The 16,719-nt window shown below is 37.0% G+C and carries 15 protein-coding genes; 13 read left to right on the plus strand and 2 right to left on the minus strand.

The window, feature by feature from the left end; genetic code table 11:
• Window positions 1-55: 55 nt before the first annotated feature.
• The 13 genes from WG943_RS05660 to WG943_RS05720 all read left to right on the plus strand — a co-directional run bounded on the left by WG943_RS05660 (window position 56) and on the right by WG943_RS05720 (window position 14,946).
• Window positions 56-1,051: an SDR family oxidoreductase gene (locus WG943_RS05660; RefSeq protein WP_340407374.1), complete on the plus strand. Its 996-nt coding sequence runs from the start codon at window positions 56-58 to the stop codon at window positions 1,049-1,051.
• Window positions 1,052-1,101: 50 nt separating this feature from the next.
• On the plus strand, window positions 1,102-2,589 hold the full coding sequence (locus WG943_RS05665) for an oligosaccharide flippase family protein (RefSeq protein WP_340407376.1): 1,488 nt from the start codon (window positions 1,102-1,104) through the stop codon (window positions 2,587-2,589).
• 24 nt (window positions 2,590-2,613) lie between these two features.
• Complete coding sequence (wecB, locus tag WG943_RS05670) at window positions 2,614-3,720, plus strand: non-hydrolyzing UDP-N-acetylglucosamine 2-epimerase (protein WP_340407377.1); 1,107 nt, start codon at window positions 2,614-2,616, stop codon at window positions 3,718-3,720.
• A 56-nt stretch (window positions 3,721-3,776) separates the two neighbouring features.
• On the plus strand, window positions 3,777-4,808 hold the full coding sequence (locus WG943_RS05675; RefSeq protein WP_340407379.1) for a glycosyltransferase: 1,032 nt from the start codon (window positions 3,777-3,779) through the stop codon (window positions 4,806-4,808).
• A 46-nt stretch (window positions 4,809-4,854) separates the two neighbouring features.
• Window positions 4,855-5,433: an acyltransferase gene (locus tag WG943_RS05680; RefSeq protein ID WP_340407380.1), complete on the plus strand. Its 579-nt coding sequence runs from the start codon at window positions 4,855-4,857 to the stop codon at window positions 5,431-5,433.
• On the plus strand, window positions 5,393-6,475 hold the full coding sequence (locus WG943_RS05685; protein WP_340407381.1) for an ATP-grasp domain-containing protein: 1,083 nt from the start codon (window positions 5,393-5,395) through the stop codon (window positions 6,473-6,475). Before WG943_RS05680 ends, WG943_RS05685 begins: the two co-directional genes overlap by 41 nt.
• Window positions 6,476-6,513: 38 nt before the next feature.
• On the plus strand, window positions 6,514-7,707 hold the full coding sequence (locus tag WG943_RS05690; protein ID WP_340407382.1) for a hypothetical protein: 1,194 nt from the start codon (window positions 6,514-6,516) through the stop codon (window positions 7,705-7,707).
• Between the two features lie 39 nt (window positions 7,708-7,746).
• Window positions 7,747-8,871, plus strand: a complete 1,125-nt coding sequence (locus tag WG943_RS05695) for a glycosyltransferase (RefSeq protein WP_340407383.1) — start codon at window positions 7,747-7,749, stop codon at window positions 8,869-8,871.
• Window positions 8,872-8,889: 18 nt separating this feature from the next.
• A complete protein-coding gene (locus tag WG943_RS05700; protein ID WP_340407384.1) occupies window positions 8,890-10,074 on the plus strand; it encodes a glycosyltransferase family 4 protein in 1,185 nt (394 codons plus the stop codon).
• Window positions 10,064-10,672: a sugar transferase gene (locus WG943_RS05705; protein ID WP_340407385.1), complete on the plus strand. Its 609-nt coding sequence runs from the start codon at window positions 10,064-10,066 to the stop codon at window positions 10,670-10,672. The genes WG943_RS05700 and WG943_RS05705 overlap by 11 nt, the downstream gene beginning before the upstream one ends.
• 1 nt (window position 10,673) lies before the next feature.
• Window positions 10,674-11,279, plus strand: coding sequence for an acetyltransferase (locus WG943_RS05710; protein WP_340407386.1), 606 nt, complete (start codon window positions 10,674-10,676; stop codon window positions 11,277-11,279).
• Window positions 11,269-12,411: a DegT/DnrJ/EryC1/StrS family aminotransferase gene (locus WG943_RS05715; RefSeq protein WP_340407387.1), complete on the plus strand. Its 1,143-nt coding sequence runs from the start codon at window positions 11,269-11,271 to the stop codon at window positions 12,409-12,411. The genes WG943_RS05710 and WG943_RS05715 overlap by 11 nt, the downstream gene beginning before the upstream one ends.
• A 786-nt stretch (window positions 12,412-13,197) precedes the next feature.
• The gene (locus WG943_RS05720; protein ID WP_340407389.1) at window positions 13,198-14,946 is read left to right on the plus strand and encodes a polysaccharide biosynthesis protein; all 1,749 of its coding nucleotides are present in this window, start codon (window positions 13,198-13,200) and stop codon (window positions 14,944-14,946) included.
• Window positions 14,947-15,023: 77 nt separating this feature from the next.
• Here the strand turns inward: WG943_RS05720 and fahA are convergent, their stop codons facing one another.
• Together fahA and WG943_RS05730 are read right to left on the minus strand one after the other, a co-directional pair.
• Window positions 15,024-16,295 (minus strand): fumarylacetoacetase, encoded by a 1,272-nt coding sequence (gene fahA / locus WG943_RS05725; protein WP_340407390.1) that lies wholly within the window; start codon window positions 16,293-16,295, stop codon window positions 15,024-15,026.
• Between the two features lie 152 nt (window positions 16,296-16,447).
• Window positions 16,448-16,714, minus strand: coding sequence for a NifU family protein (locus tag WG943_RS05730; protein WP_340407391.1), 267 nt, complete (start codon window positions 16,712-16,714; stop codon window positions 16,448-16,450).
• Window positions 16,715-16,719 lie beyond the last annotated feature (5 nt).

Consider the following 16,719-nt stretch of genomic DNA (forward strand, 5'->3'; position numbering starts at 1 on the left):
TTTCACTCCTGCCATTCATAATTCATACTTCATCATTCATAATTCTCTTCCAACCGTGTACGAAACTCCCTACCATACCGAAAACCTAAGCCAATACAGCTTCCTAGTTACCGGTGGTGCCGGTTTTATAGGTTCTAACATAGTAGAGTACCTGCTAAAATATGGCGCAGGCAAAGTAAGAGTGCTGGATAACTTTGCAACTGGCTCTCATGCGAACATAGAAGAGTTTAAGGCTAATCCTGCCTTTGAACTGATAGAGGGAGATATTCGTGATCTAGAAACATGCAAAAGGGCACTGGAGAGAATTGATTACGTTAGCCACCAGGCAGCACTTGGTTCCGTGCCTCGTTCCATTAACGATCCTATCACCAGTAATGATGTGAATGTGAGCGGTTTCCTGAATATGCTGGTAGCTGCTCGTGATGCAGGAGTAAAACGAATGGTATATGCAGCCAGTTCCAGCACCTACGGCGATCATCCTGGTTTGCCTAAAGTGGAAGATAAAATTGGTAAGCCTCTTTCTCCTTATGCTATTACAAAATACGTGAATGAATTGTATGGAGATGTGTTTTCTAAAACATATGACTTCCATACGATAGGTCTCCGTTACTTTAATGTATTTGGACCAAAGCAAAACCCGAAGGGACCTTATGCTGCTGTAATACCTTTATTTATTGAGTCAGCATTGAAGGGTGAAGCAACTTTTATAAATGGTGATGGTGAAACTAGCCGTGACTTTACTTTTGTGGATAATGCGGTGCAGGCAAATGTGAAGGCGATGCTATCTATGAATATAACTCAGCATGAAGTGATGAATGTTGCTTTTGGAGAGCGGACTACATTGAATCAACTCTGGAGCAGGATAAATGAAATTGCTGGAGTTAATATAACGGCACAATATCAGGAAGAACGAAAAGGGGATGTAAAGCATAGCTTAGCTGATATCTCTAAAGCACATAATTTAATACAATACAATCCTCAGTTTTCTGTAAATGAAGGCCTAAAAGTAGCTCTTGACTGGTACAGATATAAATTAGCTCTGAAAGAATAAAATAAAGGCTACTTCTTGAAAAGTCAGTAAAAGTTAGGTCAATAGTTTAAATGATGACTAAAGCACAAAGTAATACTACGCAAGCTATATGGATTGGAATGGGTAGCATAAGTACCTTTGCATTAGCTATTATAAGTGCTGCAATTCTTTCAAGATACCTAAGCAAAATTGAGTATGGAACATACAGACAGATACTTTATATATATAGCAGCTTATTGGTAATATTTACTGCTGGTCTGCCTAAAGTATTTTCATATTTTTTACCCAGATATACTAAATCTAAGGGTAAAGACATTGTTTGGAGAGTAACAAGAGTCCTATTTTTATTAGGATTGATTTTCTCAACCTTTCTCTTTCTGCTATCTGATTTCATTGCAGATGTATTAAATAACCCCGAATTGAAAGTTGGGTTAAAATATTTTTCACCCATTCCTATGTTTTTGTTACCGACATTAGGCATAGAGGGTATATTTTCAACTTATAAACAGACAATCCATATTGCTATATACAATACTATAAGCAGGTTTATGATGTTATTGTTTATAGTACTACCAGTTGTTATTTTCGACGGGTCTTATTTAGACGCAATTAAAGGATGGTTAATCGTTTCTATAATTACACTATTTATAGCATTTTATTTCAAATCAATCCCATTTAAAGGTATCAATAAAGAAAGTTCAGATCTTAGCTACAAGGAAATTCTAAAATACAGTTTCCCATTAGTACTCGCAAGTCTTGCAGGTATGGCAATTAAAGCGGCGGATCAATTTTATATAAGTAAGTATTTCGGACCAGAAGTATTTGCGGAGTTTGCAAATGGTTTTATTGAGCTCCCCTTTGTTGGAATGGTAACAGGGGCAACTTCGATGATACTAATGCCAATTTTTTCAAAGTTAATTCATGACAAGAGTAGTACACAAAATATAATCTCACTCTGGAGGAATGCCTTGTTGAAATCGGTATATATCATTTATCCCATGGTTTTATTTTTTATTTCTCATGCCAAAGAAGTTGTTTCAATTCTATATTCTGCGTCATATAAAGATTCAGCAATATATTTTCAGATTGCAATGGTATTAAATTTTTTTAATATTATCCTTTTTGCTCCGTTGTTACTTGCAATGGGGAAAACGAAATTTTATTTTACTCTTCATGCTATTTTAGCGATAGCAACCTGGTGTTTAGGATATATAATTATTGGTGTCTTCAATTCGCCGATTGCTATCGCAATATTGTCTGTGAGTTTAGCAATTATTAAAGTTATTATATTTATGAAATACATTGCTAACATATTTGAAATTGCATTGCTAGACCTAGTGCCAATAAGGATGATTGTTTCAGTTGTTATGCATTCATTATTGTTGCTGTGGATTATTAATCTATTAATAAATTATGCAGAATTAGATTTAAGTGTGGTCATAAAACTACTATTAGAGGCAATACTATATTCTATTCTTTTGATAGGTACAGGTAAGGCTTTTAGAATAGATTATTTGAATGTTGTGCGTCCGGTTTTAGGAAAGTACATCAAAATTTGATTAGTAAGCAGATAAATACAAAAAATGAAGATTACTATAATTGCTGGTGCGCGTCCTAACTTCATGAAAATAGCTCCAATTATCCATGCTATTCAGAAAGTTAAGAATAATGGTTCAAAAATGTCATATCGCCTTATTCATACGGGGCAACATTATGATAAGAGAATGAGCGATACTTTCTTTGAAGAGCTTAATATACCCCAACCGGATAGTAATCTGGAATGTGGTGGAGGTACGCAAGCCGAGCAAACTGCTGCTATTATGATAGCCTTTGAGAAAGAACTTTTAGATAATCCATCAGATTTAGTGTTAGTGGTTGGGGATGTTACATCTACTATGGCATGTTCGATAGTGGCGAAAAAGCTTCAAATTAAAGTAGCGCATGTAGAAGCTGGTATCAGATCTAATGACAGGGCAATGCCTGAAGAAATAAATAGATTAGTAACTGATAGTATCACAGACTATTATTTTACAACGAGTGAGATAGCTAACCAAAACTTAAGAAATGAAGGCGTAGCAGAGGAAAAGATTTTCTTTGTTGGAAATGTAATGATTGACACTCTTTTAAAGAACCAAGAGAGATTTGCTAAACCTTCATTCTTTGTTGAGAAAGGGCTGCAAAAGAATAATTACATTGTGTTAACTATGCACCGCCCTGCTAATGTTGATCAAGCTGATAATTTAATATCATTGATGGATGAGATAATAGCAAATAGCCAGAGTTTGCCAATAATTTTTCCCATTCATCCACGGACAGCTAAAATATTTAATGATCTGGATATTGCAGCACCTAATTTACATATTGTTGAGCCTCTTGGTTATCTAGAATTTAATTACCTAGTGCAAAACGCTAAAGCTGTTATAACTGATTCAGGAGGAATAACAGAAGAAACAACAGTAATGGGGGTGCCTTGTATTACCCTTAGAGATAATACTGAAAGACCAGAAACCGTAAATGTAGGGACTAATGAATTAATTGGAACCAATCCTAAAATGATTGAACCTACACTTGAAAAACTATTTAGAAATGATTGGAAAAAAGGTGGAATACCGGAAAAGTGGGATGGGAAAGCAGCATCAAGAATTGTAGCAACACTTCTGAACATAAATTCAAAAAATAGAGAATTTTAGAATCTTTGGTGTTTGATTTAGTTTACAAGTCTAATCTCTTAAATAGTATTAATTAAATGAGGTATTTATTCATATATCCTAATAACCTAGGTCGGCCAGGTTATTATATACAGTTAGAGCCAATTATTACATATTTAGTTGGCAAAGGGCATGAGTGCTATGTTTATTTTGGAGCCTCAGAGGATAAGCAGGTACCTTTAAAGTCCGGCATTAATCTCTATACAAAAAATGATTTTGAGCAAAAATTAACTGAAGTTGATTATATATATACACGAAATGTATATGACTTTATGCCAATATTTTCAAAAAAATTATTCGGCAGAAAAATTAAGGCAAAGTTAATTTACAATTTTAGAGGATTTGCTTCATACGAAAGCTATTATGGCCAAAGAAACGCTCTGAAGTTCTTGTTTTTTTATATTCTTGAATTCTTTGCATATAAATTTAGTAACAAAGTATCAGTAGTTTCTTCAGTATTTAAAAATGAACTTCAGAAGCACTATGGTTACAAACAAGATGTTTCAGTGATACCTTGTTGTATAAATGAAGTATATAAAAAGGATAAAAGGGAGACAGATGAAATAAGGTTTGTTTATTCAGGATCAACCTTGAAATGGCAAAAGTTTGAAGAAACTATAAATCTGTATCTTCAAATAAGTAAAAAATTAAATAAGACGAAACTTACCCTATTTACTAAAGATACAACAAAGGCAGATGAGTATATTAAAAAAATAAATATACCCAATGTTGATGTCAAATATTTGAGCCATAATGATTTACTACTAGAATTAAGGAATCATGATTTTGGTTTTTTAATTCGAGATAATGTTATGTTAAATAATGTTGCATCTCCTGTAAAGTTTGCTGAATATTTGGCTTGTGGGCTAATACCAATAGTTAGTCCCGGAGTAGGAGATTATTCTGAATTAGTAAGAGATAAAAGAATTGGAATAGTTGTAGATAAGGATCATAAATTCAACTATAATGAAATTAATAAACTTTTATTAGATGATAATTTGTTTAGTCGAATTTACAATACTGCCTTAGACTTAACTTGGGAAAAAAATCTAAAATATTTCCCTCAATAAATAACTATATTAGTTTATTTGTTTACTATGATAAAATTATAATATATTGGTTTTAGCAGTTGTTTTTAAAGTTGTTTCAGGAATATTAAGAATTTATTATTCTTTTATAGGTCTTAAAATTGCAAAAGATGTTTTCATTAATGGTTTTCCTATAATTAAGAAAGTTAAATCTGCTGAAATAATTATTGGGAGAAATGTTACTATCAACTCCAGAAACAGAGGCTATCATTTAAATATGCATTCACCCTGTAAGTTAGTTGTTGATAAACCTAATTCAGTAATAACAATAGGTGAAAATACTAGAATTCATGGTACTTGTATTCATGCATTTCAAAGTATAAGAATTGGTAAAAACTGCTTAATTGCTGCAAATTCCCAAATTATAGATGCTAATGGGCATATGTTATCATTTGATAATCCTGCAAATAGATTTCTTACTAAAGATGAAGGTAAACCTGTCGTGATTGAGGATAATGTATGGATTGCAACAAATTGCATTATTCTTGGAGGTACAACTATTGGACAAGGTAGTATTATTGTGGCTAATAGTGTTGTAAAAGGCAATGTGCCTCCTAACTGTATATATGGAGGAAATCCTGCTAAACTTATCAAACAATATTCCTAATATGAAATTAGCAATTCATCATAGAGAAGAAAGCTTTTCAACACGTTGGATTAGTTATTGTGAGAGAGAAGGTATCGAATATCTACTTGTCGATTGCTTTGATACAGACATTATCTCTAAACTCCTTAAGCATCAAGTAACACATCTAATGTGGCATTTTAACCATGCTTCATCTAGAGACTTGCAAGTGTTTCCCTACGTATTTAATTCAGTTAAGAATTTAAATATAAAAACATATCCTAACTTCGAAACTAGATGGCATTTTGATGATAAAATAGCTCAAAAATACCTATTAGAAAGCATTGGTGCACCATTGGTTAAAAGTACAGTGTTTTACAATCAAGCAAAAGCTCGGTTATATGTTGATAGTGCAAGATATCCTATAGTAGCTAAGTTAAGAAGAGGTGCTGGGGCTGCTAATGTAGAATTGCTTAATAATAGAAAAGAGGCTAACGAATATATAAAAAAAATGTTTACTAGTGGCCGAAATCCAATCTCTGGTAATCTGGAAAATTTAGATCAAAAACTAAGAATCGCAAAAAGAATAAAGAATCCAATTATTTTGTTACAGAAAATCAGCAAATACTTAGTAAAAAATAGAAGAGAAAGGAACATTACTAATTTAGAAATTGGTTATGTTTATTTCCAAGAATTTCTTTCTATGAATGATTTTGATACTAGAATTATTGTAATTGGAGATATTGCTTTTGGGATCAGACGTTTTAATAGGAAAGATGATTTTCGTGCTTCAGGAAGTGGCAAGTTAGATTTTAATGCTAGTGCAATTGATACAAATATGGTAAGTATTGCATTTGATGTCTCTCAAAAATTGAAAGCGCAATGTTTAGCTTATGATTTTGTCTACAAAGATAGACAGCCGCAAATTATTGAAGTATGTTTTGGATTCTCTATGCTAGCCTATGATGCGTGCGAAGGTTACTGGGATAAAGATTTAAACTTTATTAAAGGTCCATTTAATCCACAAGATTTTATGATAAGAGAATTCATTGGTAATCGTAATAAGGAGATACCTTTTAATTAAAGAATAAATTTTAATAGAAATAATTGACACTATAGACAATGATTGCCGATATTTTTTATGTTATAGTGTTTTTATTTATTGGATTACAATTTCCCAAAGTTTTAAGTCTAAGGAATAAGGATATAAATAGATTAAAATGGCTATGGTTTTATCACCTTATTTTTGGAATAGCTTATTATCTATATGTATCCTCACAAGGAGGAAGTGATTCACTCAAATATTGGAACGGTGCTAAGAAGATTTCATTAAGTGAGGCATTGATGAGTTTGTTTGAATATCAAGGAACTCAGGCAATGTATGCTATCAATTTTATCCCGTCAGGAGTTTTTGATATGTCCTTTTTTAGTGGTACAATTTTGTATTGTTTTATCGGATTCGTAGGGATATCATTATTTTATAAAATTGCAGTTGATGCCGTTCCGCTTAATTATAAAATTTCTAATGTCCTTTTATTTCCAACCATCTTTTATTTACCAAATTTACATTTTTGGTCCTCAGCAATAGGTAAAGATACAATTCTGTTTTTCTGTGTTGCTTTATTTACCTATGCCTTAGTTAATTTAAAGAACAGACTTCCTTTACTAATATTTAGTTCTTTCTTAGCCTATCTTGTAAGGCCTCATATTATATTATTTTTATTTATAGGCTTTGCTTTAGCATTCAGTATGAATAAAAACATAGCAAGCTATAAACGGTATGTTCTGTTCTTGCTGATGCTAAGTGTTGGAGCTTACATGCTGCCGTCAGTTATGGAGTATGCACAAGTAGAGGAGTTATCAATTGATAGTTATGAGGAGTTTTCTGATACGAAGGTTAGCAATTTAAGTCGTTCTCATACTGGTTCAAGTGTTGATGTCTCTAATTACCCTTTCCCTTTAAAAGTATTAACTTTTTTATATAGACCAACTTTTATTGATATCAATGGGATACCAGCACTTCTTGCAGCCATCGAAAATTTTATATTATTTCTTCTAACTATTGCTGTTATTAAAAGAAGGCCAGTAGAAACATTTAAAAAAGCCCCTTTTATTATAAAAGGGTTGTTTTTCTTTCTTCTAATAGGAACAATTGCATTCTCAATGTCTTTAGGGAACCTAGGAATAATGTTAAGAATGAGGAATATGTTTTTACCAGGAATGCTGATCTATATATGTTGGAGCTACTCCTACTACTTACAGTTGAAAATCAATAAGATTAATCTTCAAAAAAAGGCAGTTCAGGCAACGAGTTAACCTACAAGAAATAACTATCCTTTTATATCCTAAGTAATTTTGAAAGTAAAAACTAATATCTGTATTCTGGTTCCTTGCCTGGGGTATGGTGGAGCTGAAAAGCAAATATCATTGATAGCTCCATATCTTAAGCAAAAAGGTTATAAAGTTTCCGTTATTTCAATGATACCAGCAGTTGCCTATTTTGATGTATTGAAAGAGAATGATATTAAGCTGTACAATAGCTCATTTTCACTTGGCAAGTTTTCTTATAATGCTATCGTTGAAGTTAGAACCATCATTAAGGAAACAAATGTTGATGTACTAATAACTTTTAATTATCCAGCAAATATTTTAGGTAGAATATTAAAGTTATCGTTTTTGGGATTAAAGATTATCAGTTCATATAGGAGCGTTAATTTTGGAAGTGACTTCAGGGAGAAGTTGATCAAATTGACTGCAGCATTGGATAATAAAACAATACCTAATTCTGAATATGCTGCCCGAACTTTTATGAATAAAGGTGTAATAACTGAAAAAAAATGTAAGGTGATCCCAAATGCATTGGATCTTACTTCTTTGAACGATTCTATATTTAGTTTACTTGATAAATCAGGATTACCCGAGAAATGCGATAGTGAGTTTAAATGGATAATAGTAGGACGGTTTGAAGTAGCTAAGGATTATCCGACACTTATATACGCAATAAAAATCCTTAAAACCCAATACAAAATATCTAATTTTAAACTATACATAATTGGCGATGGAAGGCTCTTTGATGAAATTAGACAACTTGTAAATAATTTACAGTTAAATGCTGAAATTAAGTTCTTAGGGAATAAACCATATGTAGCCCCTTATCTTGTGCAAGCAGATGCTTTCGTATTATCTTCAGCTTGGGAAGGTATGCCTAATGCTGTAATGGAAGCAATGGTATGTGGTTTACCAGTTGTTAGTACATTAGCTGGTGGAGTAGTAGATCTGATTACTCATGGAGAGAATGGGTTTTTAGTTCCGACCAAAAATCCTGATAATTTAGCTAAAGCTATGCTTAATATGATGAGTTTGTCAGGTAAAGAGAGAAACATTATTGGCAAGCGAAACAAGAATAAAATGACCTTAAATCATGGTTTAGATTGTGTCGGGAAACAATGGGAGGAAGCTATCAACTCAGTTGTTAAGTAAAGTATAATAATCTAACTTATGCCAAAGATAATCAGAGTTACTACTGTTCCAATATCATTAAGGAAGCTTTTAAAAGGCCAGCTTAAATTCATGATTGAACATGGGTACAAAGTATGTGCTGTATCTACTCCTGGCAAAATGCTTAATGATGTGTATGTTCATGAAGGAGCAAGTATAAAGGGAATCCCTATGACACGCAAGATAACTCCTTTCAAAGATTTGGTGTCTTTATTAAGTTTAGTTAATTATATGCTGAACGAGAAGCCTCAAATAGTGCATACACATACCCCAAAAGCAGGTTTACTAGGAATGTTAGCGGCATGGTTAGTAGGAATTCCAAATCGGCTACATACAGTAGCAGGATTACCTTTGTTAGAGTCTAAGGGAGCAAAAAGAAAGTTATTAGAGGTAACGGAGTGGCTTACTTATGCATGTTCAACTAAAGTTTATCCTAACTCGCAAGTCTTGAAGAATATTATACATGAAAGTAATTTGTGCGGTTTAGATAAACTCAAAGTGATAGGAAATGGAAGTTCCAATGGAATAGATACTAACTTTTTTGCCCCTAACTTATTTGATGAAGTTTTTCAAGCATCATTTAGAGCAAAACTAGGTATTGAAAAGTCAGATAAAGTGCTGTGTTTTATTGGCCGCGTCGTTACTGACAAAGGTGTTAAAGAACTGGTAAATTCATTTTCAAGAGTTATGTCCAGGCACATTAATGCAAAGTTACTTTTAGTTGGGCCATTTGAAGAAGAACTTGATCCTCTGGATGAACAAACTAAAAAGACTATCTTATCTCATCCCAATATCAAGTTTTTAGATTATCAGGATGATGTAAGGCCTTATTTGGCAATTAGTGATTTGTTTGTTTTTCCTAGCTATAGAGAGGGGTTTCCTAATGTAGTGATGCAAGCAGGAGCTATGGGAGTACCAACTATAGTAAGTAATATAAATGGCTGTAATGAGATTGTTGAACAAGGGGAAAATGGGTTGATAGTGCCTGTGAAAGATTCAAAGGCATTGAGCGAGGCAATTACTTATTTATTAGATAATGAAAATGTCTTGAATGAGATGTCTTCAAAGTGTCGAAAGATGATCGTAGATCGGTATGACCAGCAGTATGTGTGGGGCGAGCTTCTTAAGGAATATCAGTCTTTATGCTCTAACAGGAAAAAGCAGCGTTTAAGTTATGTATCGTAGTTCATTCAAACGGTTTACTGATTTCATACTAGCAACAACAGCATTTATTATTGCGCTACCCATTTTCGCAATAGTTACCCTGTGTCTTACAACTGCAAACCATGGCAAACCGTTTTTCCTGCAGCCTCGCCCTGGTAAGAATGGGCAAATCTTTCGTGTCATCAAGTTCAAAACGATGAATGACCTGAAAGATGCACAGGGGAATTTGTTGCCTGATGAGAAAAGACTTACAGCTATAGGTAAATTTGTTCGCAAAACATCCCTAGACGAAATTCCACAATTGCTTAATGTGATCAAAGGAGATATGAGTCTGATAGGTCCTCGTCCTTTGCTTGTGGAGTATTTGCCGCTCTACAATAAAGTACAAAGCAGACGGCATGAAGTAAGGCCAGGTATAACAGGGTGGGCACAGGTTAATGGTAGAAATGCCATCAGCTGGGAAGATAAATTTAAGTATGATGTCTGGTATGTGGACAACATATCCTTCCTTCTCGATTTGAAGATCGTTTTCCTCACAATAAAGAAGGTGTTTAAATCTGAAGGGATCAGTGCGGATGGTAATGTAACCATGCCTAAATTCCAAGGGAGTAGTAATTAGTATGTATTTATACGGAGCAAGCGGTCATGCCAAGGTAATAATGGACATACTACAAAGTATGGCTGTGCCTGTAACAGGTTTATTTGATGATAATCCTGTTGCTCAGAAGTTAAACGGTGTGCCTGTTCTAGGTAAATATAAAGGGCAAGTGCTCGATGGAGAACTTATTATAAGTATTGGTGATAACGGTATTCGTGCACGAGTAGCCTCTCAACTACAAGTACAGTTTGGAACAGCCTTAGCCAAGAGTGCTACAGTTTCATGCTCTGCAGAAATCGCAGAAGGTACAGTAGTGATGCAGGGGGCAATCATACAAGCAAGTACTAAAATTGGCAAACATGCCATCATAAACACAAGAGCAAGTATTGACCATGATTGCTGGATTGGTAACTTTGCGCATGTTTCTCCTGGGGCCGTACTTTGTGGCAATGTTCAGTTAGGAGAGGGTACGCATGTTGGTGCCGGGGCTATAATTTTACCAAATCTTAAGATAGGAAAGTGGTGCAGAATAGGCGCAGGTGCTGTTGTTATCAGAGATATTCCGGATTATTCAACTGCTGTGGGAAACCCGGCACGAATCATAAAATGCAAACCAAATGAACAATAAAATATGGCTCTCTTCCCCGCACATGGGAGGCACAGAGGAGCAGTATGTAAAAGAAGCATTCGATACCAACTGGATAGCTCCGCTGGGGCCGAATGTAGATGGTTTCGAAAAAGATCTGGAAAACTATTTAGGAAATGATGTGCATGTAGCGGCGCTAAGCTCTGGTACAGCTGCTTTGCACCTAGCTCTCATTATACTTGGTGTTAAAGCTGGTGACGAGGTTATTTGCCAGTCAATGACGTTCTCTGCGTCTGCCAACCCGATTGCCTACCAGGGAGCCACGCCTGTTTTTGTGGATAGCGAGGCCCTTACCTGGAACATGTCGCCGGAATACCTGGAGGAGGCTATCAAGGACAGGATTAGCAAAGGCAAAAAGCCTAAGGCCATCATTCTGGTACACTTATACGGGATGCCAGCTGAGATGGAACGTATCATGGCGATTGCTGATAACTATGAAATACCTGTAGTAGAAGACGCTGCTGAGGCATTAGGCTCTAGCTACAAAGGTAGGAAACTAGGTACTTTTGGTGCCATGAGCATACTTTCGTTCAATGGCAACAAGATCATCACTACTTCTGGTGGTGGTGCACTGGTATCTACGAATGAAGAGTGGATCAAGAAGGCCCGCTTCCTGGCTACTCAAGCAAGAGACAATGCACCGCACTATCAGCACTCGCACATTGGTTATAACTATCGTATGAGTAATATTTGTGCTGGTATTGGCCGAGGGCAGATGGAGGTACTGCAGGAAAGGGTAGATGCGCGTAGAGCCAACTATACTTTCTATAAAAGCGAGCTGGATGCCAACATCTTTACCTTTGCCGATGAGCCAGGAGCAGACTATTACTCCAACAGGTGGCTGACCACGGCTCTGATCAATGATGCTAAGGGAGAGATAAACCGGGAGCTTATAAGGCTGGAGCTGGAGAAGGACAACATCGAAACGCGTCCGCTCTGGAAACCAATGCACATGCAACCTGTTTTTGCTGATGCTCCATTCTATGGCGACGGCACCAGTGAAAAATTCTTTGAGTTGGGGCTTTGCTTGCCATCCGGATCAAACCTGACTGCTGAAGAAAAAGCAAGGGTAACACAGAGGATAAACGAAGTTTGTGTAGCCAACATCGAATAAACAAGAAACCCTGGTCCTGAAAGCCAGGGTTTTTTTATTGCATTTAACTACCTAGCTTTTGATTTATTAGCTTCATTTTCTTAGAATGACTGATATAATAAATATCTAGAAAATAAAGCTTGCGATTAACCTACCCCTCCAAGGAGGGGATTACATGCACGAGTTTTATTCCCCTCCTTGAAGGGGTAGGTTTACACTTTCACATTATCAATAAATCTGAGCTTGGCTTAATGAGAATAATTTAATTTATTTCAATGTCTTGCTAAACTGAGTGAATGTTTGTAATGCAATTTCTGTTGCTTGGTGGCGTTAGAGGTTTATGTTGAATTGTTACAACTGCAGTAGGTGTTTATTCACACATTAAGATTTAATAATACTTTGGTAACAAGTCTTATATGTGTATTTAAAGCTCTTGTTACTGTAGCTGTCATAAATATTACTAAACCAATATCTTACTTGTTATAACAAAGAAATTGCATAAGTAGTGAATAATTAAATTACTAGATATCAGAACTGTGCAATTTTATTCTTAATTTTAGCCGGGCGAAAGTCTTGATGAAGTTAAAATTAGAGTGCATTCTTCTTCACCCTTATATGAAAATATTCTTACTCAATAAATCATTACCTAAAAGCTTAATATTGCTTGCTGATCAAGTGATTACGACCTGGGCTTTTATCTTTTCCTACTTTATCATTGCTCACTTTGATTTTCCTCAGATGCTGAGGGGGCATTTCTTTATACATGTAGGAGTTTACGCCATTATAAGCCTGAGTACTTTTTATGCCATGCGCATCCATACGGGGCTTATCCGTTACTCCAGCACACAGGATGTAGTGAGGATATTCTCTGGTGTAATGGTAACAAGTATAATCTATGCAGCCTTAGCATTTTCTCTGCTAAACCCAGTATACAACCTGAACTCAGTGAATGTGTATGTGGTACTGCTGATCAACTTCTTTATATCTTCTTCTATTCTGGTGCTGTTGCGAATTGGTGCTAAAAACCTTTTCCACTACATTAAAAGAAATACGACAGATAAAAAAGAGCGCGTGTTGATCTATGGGGCTAACGGTTACTCTATACTTGTGAAGCATGCCCTAGAAACAAGCGGCATGGGCAGGTACGTAATCTCCGGCTTCGTAGAAGAAAATCCAAGCAAAGTAGATAAAGACATTCAGCAGAAGCGGGTTTACCATATAAATGACATCGAAAAAGTAGCGCAACGCCATAAGGTAGACAAGCTGGTAGTACTGAGCGAAGACCTGAAAACGGAAGCTAAGAAAGAGACTATTGAGCGTTGCGTGGAGCTGGGTATAAAAGTAGTAACCGTGCCACCAGCTGAGCAATGGATGTCGGGCCAGTTAAAAGCAAACCAGATCCAGGACCTAAAAATCGAAGACCTGTTGCAGCGTCCTCCGATTGTTATCGAAAATAACCGTATTTGTGCTGATCTTCGTGGTAAGCGTGTGCTCATAACAGGGGCTGCAGGTTCAATTGGCTCTGAGGTTGTGCGCCAGGTACTAGCCTATAATCCTGCATCGGTTGTGCTGTTTGATCAGGCGGAGTCGCCGTTGCATGAGCTGCAGCTGGAGGTGGAAGAGAAGTATCCAAATGCCAACATCATTGTAAGCATTGGTAACATTCAAAACTTTAACAGGATGTACACGCTCTTTAAGGAGCAGACGCCGGAGATAGTTTATCATGCTGCAGCCTATAAGCATGTGCCAATGATGGAAAATAATCCCTCGGAAGCCATACTTACAAATGTGCTTGGTACTAAGAATCTTGCAGACTTATCCATGACCTTTGATGTAGAGAAGTTTGTAATGATCTCAACAGATAAGGCCGTGAATCCTACGAACATCATGGGGGCCTCCAAGCGAATTGCTGAGATTTATACGCAGTCTCTGAACAATATTGGCAAAGAAAAGCTGCAGCGCGTATCAGCCGGTGGCGAACGTTTACCGCAGACTAAATTTATAACTACAAGATTCGGTAATGTGCTTGGTTCTAATGGTTCGGTTATTCCAAGATTTAGGGCACAGATAGAAAGAGGTGTGCCCATAACGGTTACCCATCCAGATATTACACGTTACTTCATGACAATACCAGAGGCAGTACAGCTAGTACTAGAAGCTGGTACAATGGGCAACGGCGGTGAGATCTTTATTTTTGATATGGGTGAGCCGGTTAAGATTGTAGACCTTGCCAAGAAGATGATTAAACTGGCAGGCTTAACACCGGGTGTAGATATTGATATTGTGTTTACAGGTTTAAGACCAGGGGAGAAGTTGTATGAAGAACTGCTGAACGAGGAGGAGACTACTATTCCAACGCACCACAAGAAAATAAAAGTCTCAAAAGTTAGAAACTACAGCTATAATCAGGTAGTGAACGATATCAACGAGCTGATCGCCTTGAACAAGAACAATGAGGATGTGCATGCAGTTAAAAAGATGAAAGATATTGTTCCGGAGTTCCTGAGCAAGAATTCTAAATACGAAGAACTGGATGACCTGAAGCGAATAGCTTAGTATAAAGTATAACTTGCAAAATCAAAAAGACGCTGTAAGTATACTTACAGCGTCTTTTTGATTTTGCAAGTTATACTTTACAAGGCAGGTAATACCTTAGATCTTACTTCGCCAAAGCCGATGCGGATGCCATGGCGTTCGGCATAGCCGCGCATGATTACCTCGTCATGGTCGTTGATAAATTTACGCTCAGTGCCGTCGGATAATTTTATTGGATTGGTACCGCGCCAGGTTAATTCCAGCATAGAACCGTAGGAATCTTTTTCGGAGCCACTGATGGTGCCAGAGGCATACATATCGCCAACTTGTATGTTACAACCGTTGCTGCTCTGGTGCGCCAGCTGCTGGTTCATGTTCCAGTACATATAGCGGTAGTTAGAGCGGCAAATACTGTTTTCTTCACCATCTTCAGGCTTTATAAATACCTCCAGGTTAATGTCATAGTTATGATTCCCGTGGAACTCCAGGTAAGGAAGGGGCTTAGGGTCCTGTACTGGACCTTTAACCTTAAATGGCTCCAGTGCATCTAACGTAACTACCCAAGGAGATATGGAAGAGCCAAAGCTTTTAGCCAGAAACGGGCCTAATGGCACATATTCCCACGTCTGCATGTCGCGGGCCGACCAGTCGTTGAACAGTACTAGGCCAAAAATATAATCACTTGCCTCATCAGGTGTTATACTTTCGCCAAGTTTAGTTTCTCTGCCTGTAATAAAGGCGACTTCCAGCTCAAAATCTAGCAGGCGGCTAGGGCCAAAAGTAGGAGCTTCTGCATCAGGAGCTTTAGTTTGGCCATTGGGTCTGTGCACAGGTGTGCCGGATACCACAATAGATGAGGCCCGGCCATGATACCCTATCGGAATATGCTTCCAGTTTGGTAATAGTGCATTTTTAGGATCGCGGAACATTGTGCCTACGTTAGTGGCGTGTTCAATGCTGCTATAAAAATCAGTGTAATTCGGCACCTTTACCGGCATCAGCATTTCGGCTTCGCTCTGTAGTACAAGGCACTCACGTATCAGGTCGCTATTACCGCTTATTTCTTCGTTATCGTTGCGCAGCAGGTGCGATACTCTGTTTCGTACAGCTCTCCAGACAGGCTTGCCAAGCGCAATAAAATCGTTTAAGTAAGGCCTGTGGAAAACCGTAGGATCAACATCTATAAGTTCAAAGAAGTTGTGCTGTGCTACTACACACAGGTCCAGAATATAATCACCGATAGCCACACCCACTCGTGGATCGCGGGTGGGGGTACGGAAGATGCCAAAGGGCAGGTTTTGTATCGGGAAATCGCTGGTTGCATCTATTTCTATCCAAGAGTGCAGCGTTGGATCGTTCGCTTTGATCATAGTGTGAGATTATTTGATACAGACAAATATAGGCTTTTTTATACGGAAGGTAAAGGCAGAAGGCGTGCCTGCTGAGCTAGTGTCTAGAAATAAAAAAGCGGAAGCCGCTGCTACTACAGAGGCTTCCGCTTAAAAGTATAATATGTTTTATGCTACGCTATAGGCGTTACATTTACAGCCTCTACAGCTTTAATTTCAGGTACAGCCCTTAACACGGACTGTTCTACACCTGCCTTTAGCGTCATGGCAGACATGGGGCAGGAGCCGCACGCACCTAATAACTCCAGTTTCAGCACCATTTCATCTGTTACTTCCAGCACCTTTACGTTGCCACCGTCCGCTTCCAGGTAAGGCCTGATTTGGTCGAGGGCACCCTCAATACGAAGCATGAAATCTTGATCTATGTTTACAGCTGCCATGTATA

Origin of the sequence: Pontibacter sp. H249 (assembly GCF_037892465.1) — a bacterium.
Taxonomy (GTDB): Bacteria; Bacteroidota; Bacteroidia; order Cytophagales; family Hymenobacteraceae; genus Pontibacter.

What these genes read in the sequence shown, in the direction of transcription:
- WG943_RS05665 (WP_340407376.1), top strand. Translation starts at nt 1,102, where the DNA reads ATGATGACTAAAGCACAAAGTAATACTACGCAAGCTATATGGATTGGA.
- wecB (WP_340407377.1), top strand. Translation starts at nt 2,614, where the DNA reads ATGAAGATTACTATAATTGCTGGTGCGCGTCCTAACTTCATGAAAATA.
- WG943_RS05675 (WP_340407379.1), top strand. Translation starts at nt 3,777, where the DNA reads ATGAGGTATTTATTCATATATCCTAATAACCTAGGTCGGCCAGGTTAT.
- WG943_RS05685 (WP_340407381.1), top strand. Translation starts at nt 5,393, where the DNA reads ATGGAGGAAATCCTGCTAAACTTATCAAACAATATTCCTAATATGAAA.
- WG943_RS05690 (WP_340407382.1), top strand. Translation starts at nt 6,514, where the DNA reads ATGATTGCCGATATTTTTTATGTTATAGTGTTTTTATTTATTGGATTA.
- WG943_RS05700 (WP_340407384.1), top strand. Translation starts at nt 8,890, where the DNA reads ATGCCAAAGATAATCAGAGTTACTACTGTTCCAATATCATTAAGGAAG.
- WG943_RS05705 (WP_340407385.1), top strand. Translation starts at nt 10,064, where the DNA reads ATGTATCGTAGTTCATTCAAACGGTTTACTGATTTCATACTAGCAACA.
- WG943_RS05710 (WP_340407386.1), top strand. Translation starts at nt 10,674, where the DNA reads ATGTATTTATACGGAGCAAGCGGTCATGCCAAGGTAATAATGGACATA.
- WG943_RS05715 (WP_340407387.1), top strand. Translation starts at nt 11,269, where the DNA reads ATGAACAATAAAATATGGCTCTCTTCCCCGCACATGGGAGGCACAGAG.
- WG943_RS05720 (WP_340407389.1), top strand. Translation starts at nt 13,198, where the DNA reads ATGCGCATCCATACGGGGCTTATCCGTTACTCCAGCACACAGGATGTA.
- fahA (WP_340407390.1), bottom strand. Translation starts at nt 16,295, where the DNA reads ATGATCAAAGCGAACGATCCAACGCTGCACTCTTGGATAGAAATAGAT.
- WG943_RS05730 (WP_340407391.1), bottom strand. Translation starts at nt 16,714, where the DNA reads ATGGCAGCTGTAAACATAGATCAAGATTTCATGCTTCGTATTGAGGGT.